This window comes from Chitinophaga niabensis (assembly GCF_900129465.1).
Lineage (GTDB): Bacteria > Bacteroidota > Bacteroidia > Chitinophagales > Chitinophagaceae > Chitinophaga > Chitinophaga niabensis.
In genome coordinates this window covers 1,433,675-1,451,717 of sequence record NZ_FSRA01000001.1, presented here as the reverse complement: position 1 = coordinate 1,451,717, position 18,043 = coordinate 1,433,675, and the positions used below count along the sequence as shown (strand labels likewise).

The following is an 18,043-nucleotide window of genomic DNA, read 5'->3' as shown; positions in this document are numbered from 1 at the left end:
TTATTATCTTAGTCCAATGTACAAAAAAATCCTATTCCTATGCTGCTTTTATCAGGCTGCTGCTGCGCAATCTGAAACAGTGGTGACCGTTGAGATTTCCGTGGTATACCCTGTAAAAGACAGGTGGACGGGTGCACCTGTTGCCGATTTCTATTTGAGATGTTACAAGGAATATATCGTAGAGCGCCTTTTAAAGATAGACTTCAAAAAGATAAAGACGCCAGCTGAATTAAAACCGCCCTTCTACAACGACACCAGCTACTATTTCATCAATACTGCACTGCAGAAATACGTTCCATATAAAAACTTTTCTGCTGCCGCTTTACCAGATACTGCTGCACAGGACCTCGCGCTGAAACCCCTGGGTATTCAGATGCGCCATATTGCTGTAATGGACAGCGCTGTACGGATCGCTGATACTGTAATACGCGATACAAGCTATATCCGCTACCGGTGTATAAAACATGGGCCCAGGAAAAATACAGTTATAACAGGGTATCTTTTGCCGGTTAGGAATACTTCCTCCTATTCTTATCACCGGCCTACTGAATTAGCAGCCGACGGGCGGTTTGCATGGGTGGAAACAATGGATAAAACGGATGGGCATTATTATCTTACGAAGTTCAAATATGAAACGAGGGAAATTCCAACAGGAGACCTGAGGATAATCCGGAAGTGGATGGAGAAAAAGGGGTGGTGATCATCTGCGGACATTGCCTGTCCGTATCCGGACAGATATTCCTATCCAGATAATTGATTTACAATAATTTAACCCATGGCACAATTCCTGTTACTGCTGTTCCCATAAACAACCCGCTATGCTCAGAAACCATCTAAAGATCGCTTACAGGAATATCTGGAAAGACAGGGTTTACAGCGCTATTAATATCACTGGCCTGGCACTGGCTACCGCTATTTTCCTCCTTATTATCCATTATGTGCGGTTTGAGCATAGCTATGAGGATATTCACACCAAGGCAGACAACATCTACCGGGTAACGCTGGATATTTACAATGGTGCGGAATATGTAACTACGGATTGTGAAACTTATCCGGTACTGGGCCCTACGATGTTAAAGGATATGCCTGAAGTGAAGAATTATGCCCGGATAGAACATGTGGGAAATACAGAGGTAAAGTCCGGCGAAAAAGGGTTTATAGTAGACAAGGTATATGCAGCAGATTCACAATACTTCTCACTTTTCAATATAGATCTTATTGAAGGAAATAAAAGCAGGGCATTGACCCGGCCTGACGAAGTTATGCTGAGTGAAAATACAGCGAAAAAGATCTTCGGGAAAACAAGTCCTGTTGGAAAAGTATTACAGGTAGCCAAATTCACGCTAACAGTAACAGGTGTGTTTAAAGACATTCCCGAGAACACTCATCTGAAGTTCGATCTGTTAATTCCTTTTTCCCTTGTTACCAAAACAGATTCCACCCTTAATAACTGGAGCAGCAACAACAACTTCACTTATGTGGAATTGGTGCCCGGCGCCTCTCCTGCAGCACTGAATCAGAAACTGCTTGCTTTATCCAAACAACGTTTGAAAGATGAGATATTGACGGCAGGGCCTATCAAAGACATTCATCTTTACTCCAAACGTACTTACGAACCGGAGCCTCCGGGGAATGCAGGAACCGTGAAATTCCTGCTGCTGATAGCAATCCTGATCCTGGTAATCGGTTCCGTTAATTATGTAAACCTTACTACTGCCCGTTCTTCAGAAAGATTAAAGGAAGCAGGGATCAGGAAAGTATTAGGTTCTACCCGCCTTGGCCTGGTGTACCAGTTCTTCCTGGAATCGCTGCTTATTAACCTGGCGGCCTTTATCCTGGCGTTGGTATTGGTATATGTATTCATTCCCTTCTACCTGCAAATAGTGGGCAAACCACTGGATGCAGAAATCTTTCATTCACCTTCCTTCTGGACTACCTGCGTACTTCTATTTGGGCTGAACTGTTTGCTGTCCGGGCTACAACCTGCCATAATGCTTTCTGCGGTGAAACCAGTTGTGATCATGAGCAGGTCCAGCAACAAAGGTGGCGCCCGCGGAAGTACATTAAGAAGAACATTGGTGGTAGGGCAGTTTGCCGTAGCCACGGTAGTGATCGCCTTCACACTTGTTATATACCGGCAGCTGCAATTCATGCGGCAGCAGGATAAAGGGATGGATATTGAACAGATCCTCGTTATCAATGATCTCGACGACGGGAAAAGCGATTCCGCACGTGTAAGTCTTCATCAGGCCATGCGTAACGATCTGCTGAAACTCCCTGCGGTTAAAGAAGTATCCTTAGCAGGTGCTTTACCGGGAGTAGATCCCAGTTATATGAACACCACCAATAACGTGGCTTTGCTGGGGAGTGAAAAGAACGGTTACAACTTTTCTGCCTATGCTATAGATTCCAGTTTTATTCCCTTACTGAAGATGACATTACTGGCAGGTAGGAATTTCAGCAATAGTGCTGCAAATGCTAATGAAGTATTGCTCAATGAAGAAAGCTGCCGTTTACTGGGTTTTTCTTCACCTGAAAAAGCCATTGGGCAGGTGATCACTTATCATGGAAAAACAACGGTTATCGGTGTTGTAAAGAATTTCAACCAGCTATCAGTCAAAGAGGCACAGTTGCCTATGATCAATTATTATATTCCTCATCATGCTAAATACATCGCGGTAAAGATCAATACCCGGGAGGTGGATAAAGTCATTGCCGCGGCAGAGAAAACCTGGCTCACTCATTATCCGGGCAGGGCCTTCGACTATTTTTTCCTGGACCAGTTGTATAACCGGCAATATAAATCTGATGTGCAATTCGGGCAGATCATTTCGGTGTTTTCTTTCCTTACTGTTTTTATTACCTGCCTTGGTTTGCTGGGGCTTACGGCGCATAATATTGCACGGCGTACAAAAGAGATTGGTATCAGAAAAGTGCTGGGAGCCAGTGCTATAGGCATTGTTCAGCTTTTTGCAAAGGACTATGTTAAACTGGTATTGATAGCGATGGTGATCGGCATCCCTGTTGCGATATGGGCGGAACAGCAGTGGTTACAGGATTTTGCGGCGCGGGCAGCTATGCCCTGGTGGCTGTTTGCATTAGCGGGCGGGGCTATTTTATTGATTGCTTTGATAACGGTGAGTTTGCAATCGGTGAAGGCAGCATTGGCGAACCCGGCAGATAGTTTAGCAAGCGAATAAATTTAATAAGCGCCCCGCTGTTACACGGGGCGCTATCTTTGGGGTTAAGTATTCGGACATTTGTCCGTAACAGAGAATCCTACAGCTTTGATACCATACCATGGGAATACAGTTGAACTATCCCTGATCACACGGCTACGTGCAGCCAGGCTTACTGTATATCCGCAATTATCCATGGCAGATACATCTACGCTCCATGGTGCATTTTCATCTCCATCATCCGTATTATCCGCAAGGTTACCTACATCACCGGCATTCGGCAATGCATCGTAATAACGGCTGGATGGTGTTGGTACTGTTCCATGCGTATGTGAAGATGGTTGCAGGTCCAGGCTCCACAATGCGAAGTATGGATGCACTGCTCTGAGGTGACCGCTCACGGTGTGATTGGTAGCCGTTTTATCATAGCAATGGCAATCACCACCATCAATCACGAGATCCAGTGTTTTAGTGAGATCAACGGATACATTCGCCGTTGTGCTAATGGTCATGTGCACATTGTTGATCACTACAGAGAACAGATCAGCTACCTGTTCAATACCCAATGCATCTGTATGGGTAAAACGGATCGTATAATTACCATCTGTTAAACCATTCGTACTCCAGCCTGCTAGATAATGTGTTTGATTGTACAAACCGATAGCGGGGTTTTCTTTGTAGATGAACCAGCCATCAGCAGGCGTTTGCGTATCACTGAACTCTACATTCGGATCCGGCGCAAAATCAATCATAGAGAATGTTTCGGCTGTAGATACAGATGCATAGGTGCTATCTGCCGCACCATGTTTCTTATATTCGATCTTGTATTTGATAATACCATTGAAACCCGCGCGGTTAATGATACCATGGAAACTTACCCATCCGCCATATGGACGGTTGTTGCTGGAAGTAGGATTAGTAGTATCTGAGTTCACCAGGAAAGTTACCGGGTGTATCAGATCACGGTCCACTCCTCCCACATGCGTCAGTTCCGCTTCTACTTTCGCGGCCTGGCTTGGGCGGATCTGTACAACAGCATCTACCCGGTTACCCCAGGTGTTGAGATCATTAGGATCTGTGGTAGATGGTAATGACGACCAGGATAGTACGGCCCTTACCCTGATGATATTGGGCTGCGCGCAGGTGCGGATGCGGTTGGTGAGATTGATGGGCAGGTCTACGTTGTAGTATAAACCATCTGCGGGGATATTGTCAATATCATGCACAGTAATACTGGCGGTGCCGAGGTATTGATCAAAGATGCCATTGTTATTCCAGTCTGCCCAGAAGGCCACGTGCTCCTGTGAGCCATTGTGGCAAAGGTCGCCACTGAAGCCGCTGCTTTTCTTTAGTTTGATGACGGCACCGAGGGTATCCAGGGGTGTGTTTAAGCCTACGCACATCAGTTCCTCGAAGGTTACATCTGCCTGGCTAACGGGTTTAAGGATGAAGTCCGAGATGGCCTTTACGTCTATCTTTAACTTTTGAACCTCGAAGAGGTTGTAGCTGCTGAGGGCTTTGAACTTCTTCGCATTGGTGAGCAGGGGTGCCACGGAGGAATAGAAGGTTCTGTGATCGGGAACCTTTGCACGTTTGTAAGCAGCGTAGAAAGTTTCCAGCGGCGGGTTCGGTGGTTGAGGGATGTGAATTTCCTCGTTGATGCTGATGTGGGCCAGGAAGTCCGGTTTGATCTTTACGTCCAGGGCCTGGAAGATATCTCCCCAGATAAAACGCCTTTTACGTTTCAGCTGAATGTCCACATCCTTTACGTTTCCATAATGCGGGGTGGCATTGGGGTCTGTGGAGGGTACCACATTCCAGGATAATACGGCGCGGACAGTTGGGATCACAGCCGTACCACAGGTCAGGAACTTACGGTACTTTTCATCGTCGATGAAAAGATGCGTCATGTACTTGAGGGGGTGCTGGGGGCCCGCTGGGGCTTCGGAGATGTCTGCTACTTTGAAGCTGGAATAGCCCATGTCCTGGAAGCCGTTGCCATCTTTAAAGTCTACGAAGAAACGGACGTACTCTTTGGAGCCGTTGGAGCAGAGGCCGCCGCTGTAACCGGAGGCCAGTTTAATGCTTACGATGGCTTCCAGTTTTGCTTTTTCGGGGTTGAAACCTACACAGGTGATCTCTTCCCATTGTGTGATGCTGGCTGCCTTGAGGTCCTGCAGGAAGAATTTGTTGAGCAGGAAGGTCTGGCGATTGTACAGAAGCTCTGATAACTGAGCCGCCGACACATTGGGGATCTTCAGTTTTTCCATGATGTTCAATTTTGGGGTGTACTATTTGGGGTGTTTCGAATACTATTCTGGGGCTAATGGAGAAAGACCGGATATAAAGTTAGGAGGGTTATACGGGAAAGGCATGCGTACTAATACGCTATTTCACAGGCAGGGAACATTAAAAAAACAGAATGGAGCGTCTTATTTCAAGAAGATAAGTTCATGCCAATCTTCAATCAGCAATGGATCATTTAAACATATTTCTGCCAGCATGAGTGTTCCTGAACCATTATAAAGCAGGAACGGCAGATCCTCCGCTGAGAGGGAGCGGATCAGCGTCTCCATTTCTTCCTTATATTCATTCTTCGGCAGATGAACATAAAGCAACATAAGAACAGAGAGTTTTTTGAGCTGCAGCTGTTGGCCTGAGAGAGCATCCCCGGGCAGTGCTGTATACAATTGCCCTATGTATTCAATTGCCTGTGATTGCAACAGGCTATCCTGCCGTTTTTTACCAGCTATCAGCATACAAATAGCGAGATACAAAAAGTTCAGGTGCTCGTTTAAGGGCCTGGCAGAAGCTTCTAATGATAGAACGCCGGTTAATACTTCCCCTGCATACTTCACCGATCCTCTCAGTATGGCTTTAACTGTAGGCCTGTTTATATCAATGATGGAAGACATTAATGTAAGTACCTGCCCCAGGTTGATAATGAAATTATTCTCCGTTGCTGGTTCCGGGGTATCTTTCAGCAAACCATTTTCTCCGGATAATGTCTCATATAAACAATCCGTCAATATTACGATGCATTCCTGGTGGCAGATTCTTCTAAACCGGTGTGTTCCGGGGTTGCGGCTTAATTCCCGTCTTAAAAAATAAGCGATACTTCCGAGCATGCCGGTCATTAAAGAGGTATCTTTCTCTCTTGTATAGATCACGGCTTTATATAAGGTGTTGTCCACATCTTCCAATACATCATCGGTATTTGTATCGGCCAGCAGTTCATTCTGCACCAGCCACTCTACTCCCCAGCCAATACCGGCCAGGCCATCACCGAAACCCAGCTTTTGTATGGATGTTATATTTTCACTGATCTCATCCAGCAAAGCAAGGCCTTCTTCCTTCAATGTTTCATCCGAAGTGTGTTTGGATAAGAGGTAATATAAGATAGCACTACCTATCTGCCCACTCAATAGTCCATATTGCGTATCTCCGCTTGCGGCGTGAAGGCGTTTGAGCAATGTGGGTGATTTAACTGCTGTTAATGTTGATTGATTATTCATATGCTGTTTTAAACTGCTCGCGCCCAGGGCCACGATGTGATATAATCTTCGAGCTCTGCTCTATCCATATTGCACACTTTAAGATATTCTTCCATAAAGCCCACCCTCGTATCTATGTCGGCATATGCCGAATTTTCAGTTCTCATATGTGGCAGGTGAAATAAAGGGCCGGGTACCCGCTCTACCTTATACTCAAGATTTTTCATCCGTTTTGCACGTTCCACATCTTCCGGCCCCCAACTGGTGATGTATTCATTATCCATACCCGCTTTCCTGTATTTTTCCCTGTTTATGAAAACAGCCCCGCCATAACAATGGCTTGTACCTGTTACAAATTTCCCTTCATTAAAAGTAAATAGTTCAGGGTCCAGCATTCTGCTGAACATCGTTTTAAAGATCATATCTACACTGGTACACCTTCCATCAAAGGGAAATACCATATCTGCTTTTCCTTCTCTTAACTTTTCAACACTTTGCAGGATCTGGCCGATGGGCAGGACAATATCCGTGTCATAGATCACAATAATATCTGTAGATGCCTCTGATATCAGGCTATTGTTCAGCCTGGTGCGGTATAGCAGCAATTGCGTATCCTCAGCGAAAGCATACCTGCATTCTTCCGTTAATTTTTCCGGCACTTTCCGTTCCGTATCCGACTCGAGTATACAGATATTCGTATTGAAATACTTTTTCAGGTATTGCAGCAGGATAGACAGGTTTTCGAGCCTGCTATCGGAATCAATGCGCACTGCGATCAGAAAAGTTACATCCGTCAGATCGATCCGTTGTTTAGCTTCCTCATTTACAAATTCCTTTATCAGGGTAGTGAGTGCAAAGCTGCAGGTATCTTCAGTGATATGCACCAGCTCACTGTCGTAATAAGGAGGGAAATGCAGGTAATTACCTTTCCTGAATTTGGAGACCTCTGTTTTCGTAATATGACCGGTGTAATGCAGTATCCTGTTCTGATGCCAATCTTCTATAGGTGTGCTGGCCCAGCAAAAGTTCAACTGGGGGTGGATCTCTACTTTTCTTTCCATCAGCAATGCATTCCAGAAGAGTGCCCACATATCCGCACACCAGGCCTGGATACCTCTGCTTTTGGGCTGATCTGGTTCAGTTGTGGAAACCGGTATCCTGGATTGTTCCCTGTTATGTACCAGCATCTGCTCATAAAGCACTTCACTATCTGCTTCGATCTTACTCCAGAAGGAAATGGGGATATTTTTTAACAGGTACTGTGCGCCACCGCAATTGGGATCATTTTCTATAACCAGATCAGGAGGTATCCCCACTGTGGCACACATTTCTTCCAAAAAACCTTCCCGCGTTGTTCTTTTAATGTAGGCAGAATCAAGATACCTCCTGGTATCAGAAACATACCAGGTATCGTTTGCCGCCATCTCTTCAAAATCAGGTAATTCACGGAACACGATGTCTGAATCATGATAAAAAATGACCTCATGCTGCAATGCAGGGAATTGCTCAAAATGTTGCCGGATAATATTAGGCCTTATGGAAGAAGGGTATTTCTTTTGTTGCCGTTCATCGGGGTATACAAAAAAGGATGCCTTGTGTTTCCACTTATCTATAATATCATGGAAGTAATGACTGAGCTGCTTTTTGGGATCGTACCCGATCAGTATATGAATATTCTCCGGGAGGATCCCGAGCTTATTGAAATTAAAGATCTGCAGTTCAATCTGCCATGTGAAATAATAGTCGTCTGGCTGAGCGGAAAGAAAAACCATTAAATCAATTTTCAAAAGGGTTAATGTTTCAAAACGATCTCATTTAGTTCTCTGAACCCCGTGGGGCCGGAACTGAAAAATATATCTCCGTTCTTTTTAACGAGCATATAGGTAGGAAAAACAGTTACAGACAGCGCGCCTACAATGGTGTGCTCCCTATCCTTCATGCTGCTAAAGATCTGCGGCCATTCCAGCTTATTTTCAGCAAAGATCTCCTTTGCCCTGGTATAATTCTCCGGGTTATCAAAACAAACGCTCACAAAGGGCACCCTGGACCTTACTTTACTGTGTAATTCCCGTAATTCCGGCATGGCAGCAATACATGGTTTACACCAGGTTCCCCAGAAATCAAGCATCAGGTATTCCTCTGCATTTTTAAAATATGGTGCCAGCTGGCGCATATACGCTTCCGGCATTTTTGCCTGCAGTGTGCCGGATTTCAAGCGGCGCAGGTAAACATTTTCCCAATCCCCTCCAATGCTGTCTATCCTGAACAGCTCTTTACCGATCACAAGGGTATCCGTCAGTTTATACTTGTTCTTATAAACAAGCTGATCAACGATCTTATCCTCCTGCACTTTTCCATTCTGTTTCACCATAATGGAGATCTTCTCATCCGGTGAATTATAGGTAGGTTTATTAAAATAGAGCTCAGTACTTCCCAGTTCTACCACTCCGCTCCTCCCGATGGACGCAGCAAGTGGCATTTCATTCAAACAAGTGTCCGGATAACCTATACCGGTATTAAAAGGGAAAAAATAGATCTCTGATGGCCGGAGTGTTATCCGGCTGTTTATACAGAATGGAAGTTCAAGCACCACGGGGGGTACGGCATCATCCGGATAATTACTGCGATTCCATTTTTTCAGGGAATCGGAAACATAACTCAGTACTACGTCTTTGCTGAGAAAAGGATTATAGTGGCGAAGGATGGCTAATTTCAGGTTCCGGCCTTCCCTTTTCGTCAATACCTTTAACGTTGCTGCTAAGTCTTCACAGCTGGTATCTCCACGCGATGCATAGCGAACCGCCCATAAAACACTGTCAGGCTGGGCACCTTTGCACCATACCTGCAGCTCCTTAAGCACAGTGATCGTTCTTCCTGTGCCTCTCATATAGGTGATTGGTTTCATCCCTGCTTTGACTATCCGTTCCTGCGCAAGAGAAACAGTTGAGCATATAAGCAGTAAGTTAACCAGGATATATCCGCTGTAAAATCTCATACCAGACTTTTATTTCAAGATACCAAACTATCCGCAACCCTGAAGAAAAAATCACTTTTTCCAGGGTTGCGGATAACATTTTTTACCAGCGTTATATACTACCGGCAGGGAAGCTGCTAAGCTTCATCCCTGGAGCAGCAGATCGGATCATCGCTATCGCATTGGATCCCAACAGTGCCGCTGGCGCAGGTTACAGATTTGCAGGCAGAACCACTTCCTGAACAGCTAATGGTCAATCCGCTGTGACAGGCCTGGCTGATAGAACAGTTACCTGCTGTAGTAACATTGGCTACACCGCCTAATACTTTTTTCAATTGTTCCCTTGTAAGAACCTGGGATCCTTCAATGTTGTGAAGGTCTAATTTAAGTTTCTTCATCGGTCCTGATTTTTGAGGATTAATAAAAAATGATTACCACATAAATCTAGAACACTACGTGGCAGTTAATTTGCCATGAAAATTCTTTTTCAAAGTTATTTAAAGGGAACATGTTCTTTCATCAGATCAGCCTTCATCAACGGCGCAGCAGCTTGCATCATCATCATTGCATTGAACGCCGGGAGCGCCGGTTTCGCAGGTTATGGATTTACAAGCTGATCCATTCCCATTACAGCTAACCGTTTTTCCATCGGAACATGCCTTGCTGATCGTACAGTTACCTGGTGTGGTAACATTGACCGTACCGCCCAATACCTTTTTCAATTGTTCCCTTGTGAGCACCTGGGAGCTCTCAATGTGATGAAGGTTTAATTTAAGTTTCTTCATTGGTCCTGATTTTTGAGGATTAATAAAAATGATCACCGCTTCAAATCTAGAACACTACGTGGCAGTTGATCTGCCACGAAAAAAGCTTTTCAGATATCTTTACAGGGAACAAAAACTGCTCTTTCTGAAGAACAGTGTTAATCGGCGGCACAGCAGAGCATTTCCCCTTCATCACATCTAACCCCGGCAGCACCGTTTGCACAGGTTACATTGTGATAACACCTGTTTCCTGTACCCGTACAGCTGGCGGTTGTTCCATTGCCACAATCCACGCTAGCCGAGCAGTACCCTCCTTGTGTAGTAGTATTGACCGCACCACCCAACACTTTTTTCAATTGTTCCCTTGTGAGAACCTGGGAGCTCTCAATGTGATGAAGGTTTAATTTAAGTTTCTTCATTGGTCCTGATTTTGAGGATTAATAAAAATGATCACCGCTTCAAATCTAGAACACTACGTGGCAGTTGATCTGCCACGAAAAAGCTTTTCAGATATCTTTACAGGGAACAAAAACTGCTCTTTCTGAAAAGCACAGATCCTCCGGTTTGCCAACCCCGTTTGCTTCTTCCCTTGTCAGGGCTTGTCCGTACTCAATAAATTTGCAGCTTGTCATTTCTCCATTCCTGCCGTAATAATAACTTCTCCGTTGCCTGTCGTACCGGATATCAGCCCCCATCTCTTTCATCTGTCGCAGGAAATCCGTCATGGCTCTTTTAGAGAGCCCATTTCTGCGGGCAAAGGTTTCCAGGTCGCCGGTTGTTCTTTTCTTCAACAGATAATTAACAAACTCAAGCCGGTTACTTGTTTTTACTAAAGACATAAGCACAATGGTTTAATAAGCTAAAAATGGTGTTTTATTCAGGGAGTAAGCAGGTATTTGAGATCATGGATACTGTAGAACCGGGGTAACTGGTATAAGCTGTCACCTGATTCTGTAGAGATAAAAAAAGTGGGTGTAAATACTATTTCATTGGTTTTGCACCAATCCTCCATTGATCTGATCTTCTCTCCCTGCTGTTGAAGCTGACCATTCATGGGATATTTGGAGGCAAAAGTATTGTATTCCTTTTTTTCGGGCAGGTACCAGTCGTCCAGCGCCATCCTTATTTCTTCGCTGTTCCCGTTTTCTGCAATTGCAAGCAGGTGTGTCACGGGTTTGATCCGGCTGTCCTTTTCACTTTGGGTAACGGTGAAAATGATCTGCAACTGAATTTCTTCATTGTTTTCGATCAGCTCATCAATTACGGGATGTGCGCTGGCACAGGGGCCACAATAGGGATTACAGACTTTGATCACTTTGTACCTGGCATCCGGCTTTCCCAGGGTAATGCCCAATCCTTCGGTGGGATGCGTGATGGTTTTTTCCTTGGCCAGCAAGGCTTCAAATATCTGCGGGTTATGCTTTATGCGCCGAAGCTCCGCACTTTTAAAACCACCTTCTTTTGCCTTTTCCAATGCAGGCATTAACAGGGATATAACCATGAACACGAACACAAAGGAAGTTATAACGGAGAGGAAAGCACTGGCCTGGGTATCAGCAAGCGGAACAAGCATATAAAAACCACCGGCAAGTGCTGCAATGAACTGTAACAGCAGCAGGCCCTGCACAAGGAGGCACAGCGTGCACCATTGTTTGGCTACTTTCCATTGGTAATAAATAGAAAAACCTATATAGGGCAAGGCCAGCAGATTGACCCAGCCTAACAGCTGCAGGATAGGCTTATTGGTTAAGCCCGCTGTCATCAGCACAATGAGCATCCCAAAAAAGTAACAAGCACCAATGCTGCTCCAGCTCTGGCCGAATATTTTTGAACCCTTTGACCTTAAAACAGCCGAGCAGTTAACTTTGCCTCCAGCCGTACAGATCTGCCTCAGGGCCGGATTATACTCGTCCACCTCATGCCACAGGAGCAATGCAGTTACCATGCAACCAGCCAGTGTAAATAAAGAAAAAACAACCGGGGCAAAACTAAGACTGGCGGGAATTTTAAAAATAGCCAGCAGGCATAACAACAGCATTAATACAGGCAATCCGAAGGCAAGCAAACTGAAGATGGTTTCCCGTTGTTTCTCTTCCTTCAGCGCCTTTTTGTATTCCCTTTCTCCGGCATGTTCTCCCGCTTCCACAGCCAATATTACACCCTGGTACCTTTCTGCGAAACGTTCCTTTTCCCAGCGCTCCTGTTTGCGGGTCTCCGGGTTGTATAATTCAATAGTATCTCCGGTAACCTTCCATACCGGCGCGAAAAGATGGTGTTTCAATTTATCGCCACTGATATGGGCAATGAAGGGAAGCGGCAATTCATTCAGATATTCCTTTTCCAGCTTATAGGCCTCATTCCGGACGCCGTAGCTTTTCAGAACATCCATGATAGAGGTAAGGCTTGGATAGTCTGCATGGTCCAAAAGGTCTTTACGGATAGTGGTAGCCGTAACGGGTAACCGCATCTTTTTACAAAGCTGTATAGCTGCATCCTCGCAATATTGCAGCGGAACGAGCAATTGGGTTAAAAACGACATAAAGTTTTTTTTTCTAAAAGTAAATTGGTCCTCGGTGTCTAATACGTAGAATAGTTCTTATGGTTCGGGTTCCTGCTTATCATTTATCGGGCAACATTGTCTATATTTCCATTTAAAAATAGGTAAATAAAAATATCTAACACATTTTTTTTTTACAATTAAGTTTTTATTTTTATAAAGTACCGTCACCCCGGAAAAAGATGATAAGCTAGTAATAAAGACCCGAATTCATTTTAAAAACGTTTGTAACCTGTGGCTATATTAAATAAGCGTTTTACCTATTATAAACAACTGAATGCAATGGATTGTGGCCCCACCTGCCTTAAGATGGTGGCAAAAGCCCATGGCAAATACTTTAGTGCAGACAGTCTGCGGCAGATGACCGGCTTCAGTAAAAGCGGCGTGTCCTTACTGGGGATCAGCAATACTGCAGAAAAAATAGGTTTTCGCACCCGTGGTGTGAAGATCAGTAAAGAACAGCTGAAAGAAGTAGCACTACCTGCTATCCTGCACTGGGACCAGAATCATTTTGTTGTGTTAACATCCATCAAAAAAAAGGAAGCGGAGATAGCCGATCCCGACAAAGGCATTCTTACCCTTAAGAACAGTGAGTTTTTAAAACATTGGGCTTCCTCTAAAAATGAAAATGGCACAGATACCGGTATTGCATTGCTGCTGGAACCTACGCCTCTTTTCTATGAAAAGGAAAGCCAGCAGGAAAAGAAACTGAGCTGGTCGCTGGTATCCCAATACCTTCTTAGTGCCAGGTGGCAGATCACCCAGGTATTTATCGCACTGCTGGTTACTTCCCTCCTGTCCCTCATTTTTCCTTTCCTTACCCAAAGCATTGTAGATACAGGCATCAATACACAAAACCTGCATTACGTAGTGATTGTGCTGCTTGCTCAAACAATGCTCACGTTTAGTCAAACGGTAGTGAGCTTTATCAGGAGCCGTTTGCTGCTAAGGGTCTCGAATATCCTGAATATACAGATCCTCTCAGATTTCTGGATCAAACTCACCCGCCTCCCCATCTCCTATTTTGATATACACCATACCGGCGATACACTTCAAAGGATCGGTGATCACCGGCAGATACAAAATTTCCTTACCGGCACTGCATTGAACACTATCTTTTCCTTTTTCAATTTTATCGTTTATGCGATTGTGCTGGTAATATACAGTGCAGAACTATTTTATGTTTTTTGTGCCGGCAGCATTATTTACTTTGCCTGGGTGCAGATCTTCCTCCGGGTAAGAAGGAAGATCAACTACGAAACATTTCATCTCTCCGCCAGGGAAAACAACACCACACTACAGCTTATACAGGGCATGCAGGAGATACGGCTCAACAACGCAGAAAAACAGAAACGATGGGAATGGGAGAACATCCAGGCCAATGTTTTTAAACTGGGATTCAAAAGCCTCAACTTCAGCCAGATCCAGCAGGCAGGCGCCACTTTCATCAATAGCATGCAGGGCATCTTCATCAGTTTCATTGTGGCTAAACTTGTTATCGACGGGCAACTTTCCCTTGGCGCCATGTTAGCCATACAGTATGTAATTGGTCAATTAAGCGGGCCTATTCAGCAATGGGTAGGCTTTGTACAAAATGCCCAGGATGCCAGGATCAGTATGGAACGTCTCAATGAGATACACCAGATGGAAGATGAAGAAAATGCAGAAAAAAATTATGTTACGCAGCTGCCTGAAAACAGATCTATTGTATTTAACAATGTGAGCTTTACATATCCGGGAATTGGAAACGATCCCGTATTGGAAAACATTAACCTGTTGATCCCCGAAAATAAAATAACTGCCATAGTGGGTGCCAGCGGCAGTGGAAAAACAACACTGATCAAGCTGCTTTTAAAAGTATATGAACAGTACGAGGGGGAACTCAGGATAGGAGCTCCTCAGCTGCAAAGTAAAGACGGCATTAAGTTCACGCACATCAGCCCCTCCTACTGGCGAAATGTTTGCGGAGCCGTATTGCAGGATGGCTATATCTTTAATGACAGTATTGCCCGGAACATTGCTGTAGCAGATGAAACCATCGATTATAACAGGCTGATCAAAAGCTGCAAGATAGCCAACATACATGCCTTTATAGAACAGCTTCCCAACGGATATTACACAAAACTGGGAGCTGAAGGCACCGGCATCAGCCAGGGACAGAAACAACGGATACTGATTGCAAGGGCCGTTTACAAAAATCCCGAATACCTCTACTTCGACGAGGCTACCAATTCACTGGATGCCAATAATGAAAAAGATATCGTAGAGAACCTGGAAAGATTTTTCAAAGGAAAAACCGTGGTAGTAGTAGCGCATCGCTTAAGTACCGTTAAAAATGCAGATAAGATCGTAGTGCTGGACGGGGGAAGGATTGCTGAAGAAGGTACACATGACTCCCTCACAGCACTGAGAGGGAAATATTATGAACTGGTAAAAAATCAGCTGGAATTAGGTAACTGAAAAACAAACCGGATATGAATAACAATATTGCTGCATACCAGGACCTGTCGCCGGATAACCAGGCTATGATCACGCTCAGCAGTAATTTTGAAGAGCGTTCGGACATTGCCCAGGAAATTATCAGCAGGAAACCTGATTTTTTTGAGAAATGGGCGATGCTGTTCTTTTTAGTACTGTTGTTATTCCTAACATTATGTACCTGGTTCATTAAATATCCTGACATTATAAAGGCAGAAGCTATATTAACAGGCAGTAATGCGCCTAAAGCGATCATTCCCCGGCAAACCGGCAGGCTTACTGCACTTTTCGCCACCAATAACCAGGATGTTAAACAGGGAGAGATCATAGGCTGGATGGAATCCGGCGCCGATCCGCAGGAGATCATTGATCTGAGGATGAGATTGGATAGCAGCGTAAAAATGATAGAAAGCCGCCAGCCTCAATTGATTGCCGGATTATTTAACAAACGATTTTCCAACCTGGGAGAACTCCAGGTTTCCTACCAAACCTTTATTACAGCCTGGCAGCAGTATAATGATTACCTGATCAGTGGTTTCTATGCACGGCGGAAAAAGTTCCTTGGAACAGACATTGCGTCGCTGCAAGGCATCAGGGAAAAACTGGCTGTACAAAAAAACATCCGCACAGAAGACCATACAATTGCTTCACAAACGTTTGAGATGTACAAATCGCTGTATGAGCAAAAGGTTATTTCACTGGAAGAATTCAGAAAAGCACAAACCAATTTACTCAACAAACAATTATCTATCCCTCAAAATGATGTCAGCATCATCTCTCAGCAAAACCAGATACGGGATAAACAAAAAGAAATAGACCAGCTGGACCACGACATCCTGCAGCAGCAGCAAACATTCGAACAGGCATTACAAACCCTGAGAAGCAGTGTAGGCGAATGGCTGAGGCGGTATACCATACAGGCCCCGGTGAGCGGGAAGATTGTACTGGCCCTTCCCTTACAGCAAGGGCAACATCTTGAAGAAGGAAAACTATTGGGTTACATTAATCCATCTGATAGTAAATACTACATGGAGATAAAACTTGAACAGAAAAATTTTGGCAAGGTAGATACGGGTATGAAGGTACAGCTCAGGTTTGATGCCTATCCGTACCAGGAAACGGGATTTCTGCCAGGTACATTGGATTATATCTCAAATGTAGCGGTAGACAGTGTTTTCCTGGGAACTGTTCGCCTGAACAGCCAGCTTGTTACCAACCAGCATAAAACCATACAATACAAAAATGGATTAAAGGCACAGGCAGTGATCATTACCAGGGATATGCGTTTGCTGGAACGATTATATTATTCCGTTGTCAGACAGATGGATTGATATCTTCTGTTCCTTAGGGGATAGGTATAGGCTCCTTAAGGGATCCTTATACCAGTGGTGGAGTTCCTTTTTTTGTTCTTTTTTAAGGGAGGGAGTGCCTGGCCGGGCTGTTGGCGTGTTTTCCTGTAAAATTCCCTGCCGGCCGGGCAGAGCTTGCGCTAAGGGAACTATAGTTCTCCTCAGATCTTTGCACCCGTAAAATCACCGGGTTGGTGGGGAGCTTTTGGACTGGTATCGTGGGATGCGGAAGGAATACCTATGATGCGGGGAGAGCGTCCAGGTTCTTTTGAACTTAGGTTCCTTTACAACGTAGCATTGGGGGAATAGTACATCTATGATATCCATGGCCTCTCCTTGCTGCAGTATAATAAGTGTCGGTTCCAATATGGTGCTGTTGGGAATGATCCCTTCTTCCGCGGTTTTGAGCTCGCCATTCATGGTGAGGGCAAAGGCTTTTATGCCTGGTTCTGTTTTGACACGGATATTGCCCTGTTCATCCTTATCGATGGCATATGGTGTGCTGATGCTTTTACTCCTGTTGAAGTGAAAACCTTTGAGTTTGGTAAGGTTAGCTGGAAGAACGTGTTTGTAGCCTTTAGCCCGTGTATTATCCGCATTGACCACTTCGATCATTACTTTATTGAGGCGGTTAGTGCAGGTATAGTCATTGGGGAGGTTGGGCAGGGCGTGGCGGATGATCTTAGCCTGCCTGCTGGCTCTGCCGAAGTCCTTTGCCGCCAGGCAACTGGTTGGAGTACGGCGAACTTTAGCCGGCAGGGCTTTGAGGAAATGCTTTCCATTCAGCTTATAACCGATGGTATCGCCGAACTTTCCTGTGTAAGTGAATATGTGTGTCTGCAAAGGCATGTTCTCAATTTACGAAAAAGCCACGGACACATGATGAATAGATTATATCTATATATTAGAGGAATTTTTACTTCATGCGGAGATCGTCTGCGTCGTCTGTGTATTCGTTGTCATCGTCCAGGGTGATTGTATTATGCATGTTATCTATAGAGGCGAATACGCGTTCCAGCATATTGTCTTCTTTCACCTCGAATACTTCCTGCACCCAGTTGGCTATTTCGGGGCGCGGCATGGGGAGTCCTTTCCGGTCGAGGAGGTCGATGATCTCGTTGAAGTTTTCGGGGGTGGTGATTGTGCCTAATTTCCGCTGCATTGTCTTTTTATGTAAAGGTAGGGGGCATGGGGATATTGCAATGCTAAGAGATTATTAAGTTTAATGGAAATTAGGGATGGAAACTT

15 protein-coding genes are annotated in these 18,043 nt (G+C 44.7%); 4 read left to right on the top strand and 11 right to left on the bottom strand.

The features are described from left to right. Positions 1-16: 16 nt before the first annotated feature. A complete protein-coding gene (locus BUR42_RS05450; RefSeq protein WP_074238258.1) occupies positions 17-700 on the top strand; it encodes a hypothetical protein in 684 nt (227 codons plus the stop codon). 118 nt (positions 701-818) lie between these two features. Next, the gene (locus BUR42_RS05445) at positions 819-3,200 is read left to right on the top strand and encodes an ABC transporter permease (protein WP_074238257.1); all 2,382 of its coding nucleotides are present in this window, start codon (positions 819-821) and stop codon (positions 3,198-3,200) included. 44 nt (positions 3,201-3,244) lie between these two features. Here BUR42_RS05445 and BUR42_RS05440 read toward each other — a convergent pair whose 3' ends face one another. The 9 genes from BUR42_RS05440 to BUR42_RS05410 form a co-directional block, all read right to left on the bottom strand. Further along, a complete protein-coding gene (locus BUR42_RS05440) occupies positions 3,245-5,449 on the bottom strand; it encodes a hypothetical protein (protein ID WP_074238256.1) in 2,205 nt (734 codons plus the stop codon). Between the two features lie 162 nt (positions 5,450-5,611). Next, the gene (locus BUR42_RS05435) at positions 5,612-6,694 is read right to left on the bottom strand and encodes a glycoside hydrolase family protein (protein ID WP_143197344.1); all 1,083 of its coding nucleotides are present in this window, start codon (positions 6,692-6,694) and stop codon (positions 5,612-5,614) included. Positions 6,695-6,702: 8 nt separating this feature from the next. Next, positions 6,703-8,445 carry a galactosyltransferase-related protein gene (locus BUR42_RS05430; protein ID WP_074238254.1) on the bottom strand — a complete coding sequence of 581 codons (1,743 nt, stop codon included), beginning with the start codon at positions 8,443-8,445 and terminating at the stop codon, positions 6,703-6,705. A gap of 20 nt (positions 8,446-8,465) precedes the next feature. After that, entirely contained in the window at positions 8,466-9,560 is a 1,095-nt protein-coding gene (locus BUR42_RS05425) for a TlpA family protein disulfide reductase (RefSeq protein ID WP_159442219.1), read from the bottom strand. Positions 9,561-9,784: 224 nt separating this feature from the next. Then, complete coding sequence (locus BUR42_RS05420; protein WP_074238252.1) at positions 9,785-10,045, bottom strand: hypothetical protein; 261 nt, start codon at positions 10,043-10,045, stop codon at positions 9,785-9,787. A gap of 126 nt (positions 10,046-10,171) precedes the next feature. Continuing rightward, positions 10,172-10,432, bottom strand: coding sequence for a hypothetical protein (locus BUR42_RS29520; protein ID WP_143197343.1), 261 nt, complete (start codon positions 10,430-10,432; stop codon positions 10,172-10,174). 137 nt (positions 10,433-10,569) lie between these two features. After that, the gene (locus tag BUR42_RS29515) at positions 10,570-10,830 is read right to left on the bottom strand and encodes a hypothetical protein (RefSeq protein ID WP_143197342.1); all 261 of its coding nucleotides are present in this window, start codon (positions 10,828-10,830) and stop codon (positions 10,570-10,572) included. An 87-nt stretch (positions 10,831-10,917) separates the two neighbouring features. Beyond that, complete coding sequence (locus BUR42_RS05415; protein ID WP_074238251.1) at positions 10,918-11,250, bottom strand: hypothetical protein; 333 nt, start codon at positions 11,248-11,250, stop codon at positions 10,918-10,920. Positions 11,251-11,288: 38 nt separating this feature from the next. After that, entirely contained in the window at positions 11,289-12,950 is a 1,662-nt protein-coding gene (locus BUR42_RS05410; protein ID WP_074238250.1) for a vitamin K epoxide reductase family protein, read from the bottom strand. A 252-nt stretch (positions 12,951-13,202) separates the two neighbouring features. Here BUR42_RS05410 and BUR42_RS05405 point away from each other — a divergent pair, with 252 nt between their 5' ends. Next, on the top strand, positions 13,203-15,428 hold the full coding sequence (locus BUR42_RS05405; RefSeq protein ID WP_234979612.1) for a peptidase domain-containing ABC transporter: 2,226 nt from the start codon (positions 13,203-13,205) through the stop codon (positions 15,426-15,428). 14 nt (positions 15,429-15,442) lie between these two features. Next, entirely contained in the window at positions 15,443-16,777 is a 1,335-nt protein-coding gene (locus BUR42_RS05400) for an HlyD family secretion protein (protein WP_074238249.1), read from the top strand. A gap of 201 nt (positions 16,778-16,978) precedes the next feature. Here BUR42_RS05400 and BUR42_RS05395 read toward each other — a convergent pair whose 3' ends face one another. Both BUR42_RS05395 and BUR42_RS05390 read right to left on the bottom strand, forming a co-directional pair. After that, entirely contained in the window at positions 16,979-17,644 is a 666-nt protein-coding gene (locus BUR42_RS05395) for a hypothetical protein (protein WP_074238248.1), read from the bottom strand. A 67-nt stretch (positions 17,645-17,711) separates the two neighbouring features. After that, positions 17,712-17,957 carry a hypothetical protein gene (locus BUR42_RS05390; RefSeq protein WP_074238247.1) on the bottom strand — a complete coding sequence of 82 codons (246 nt, stop codon included), beginning with the start codon at positions 17,955-17,957 and terminating at the stop codon, positions 17,712-17,714. Positions 17,958-18,043 lie beyond the last annotated feature (86 nt).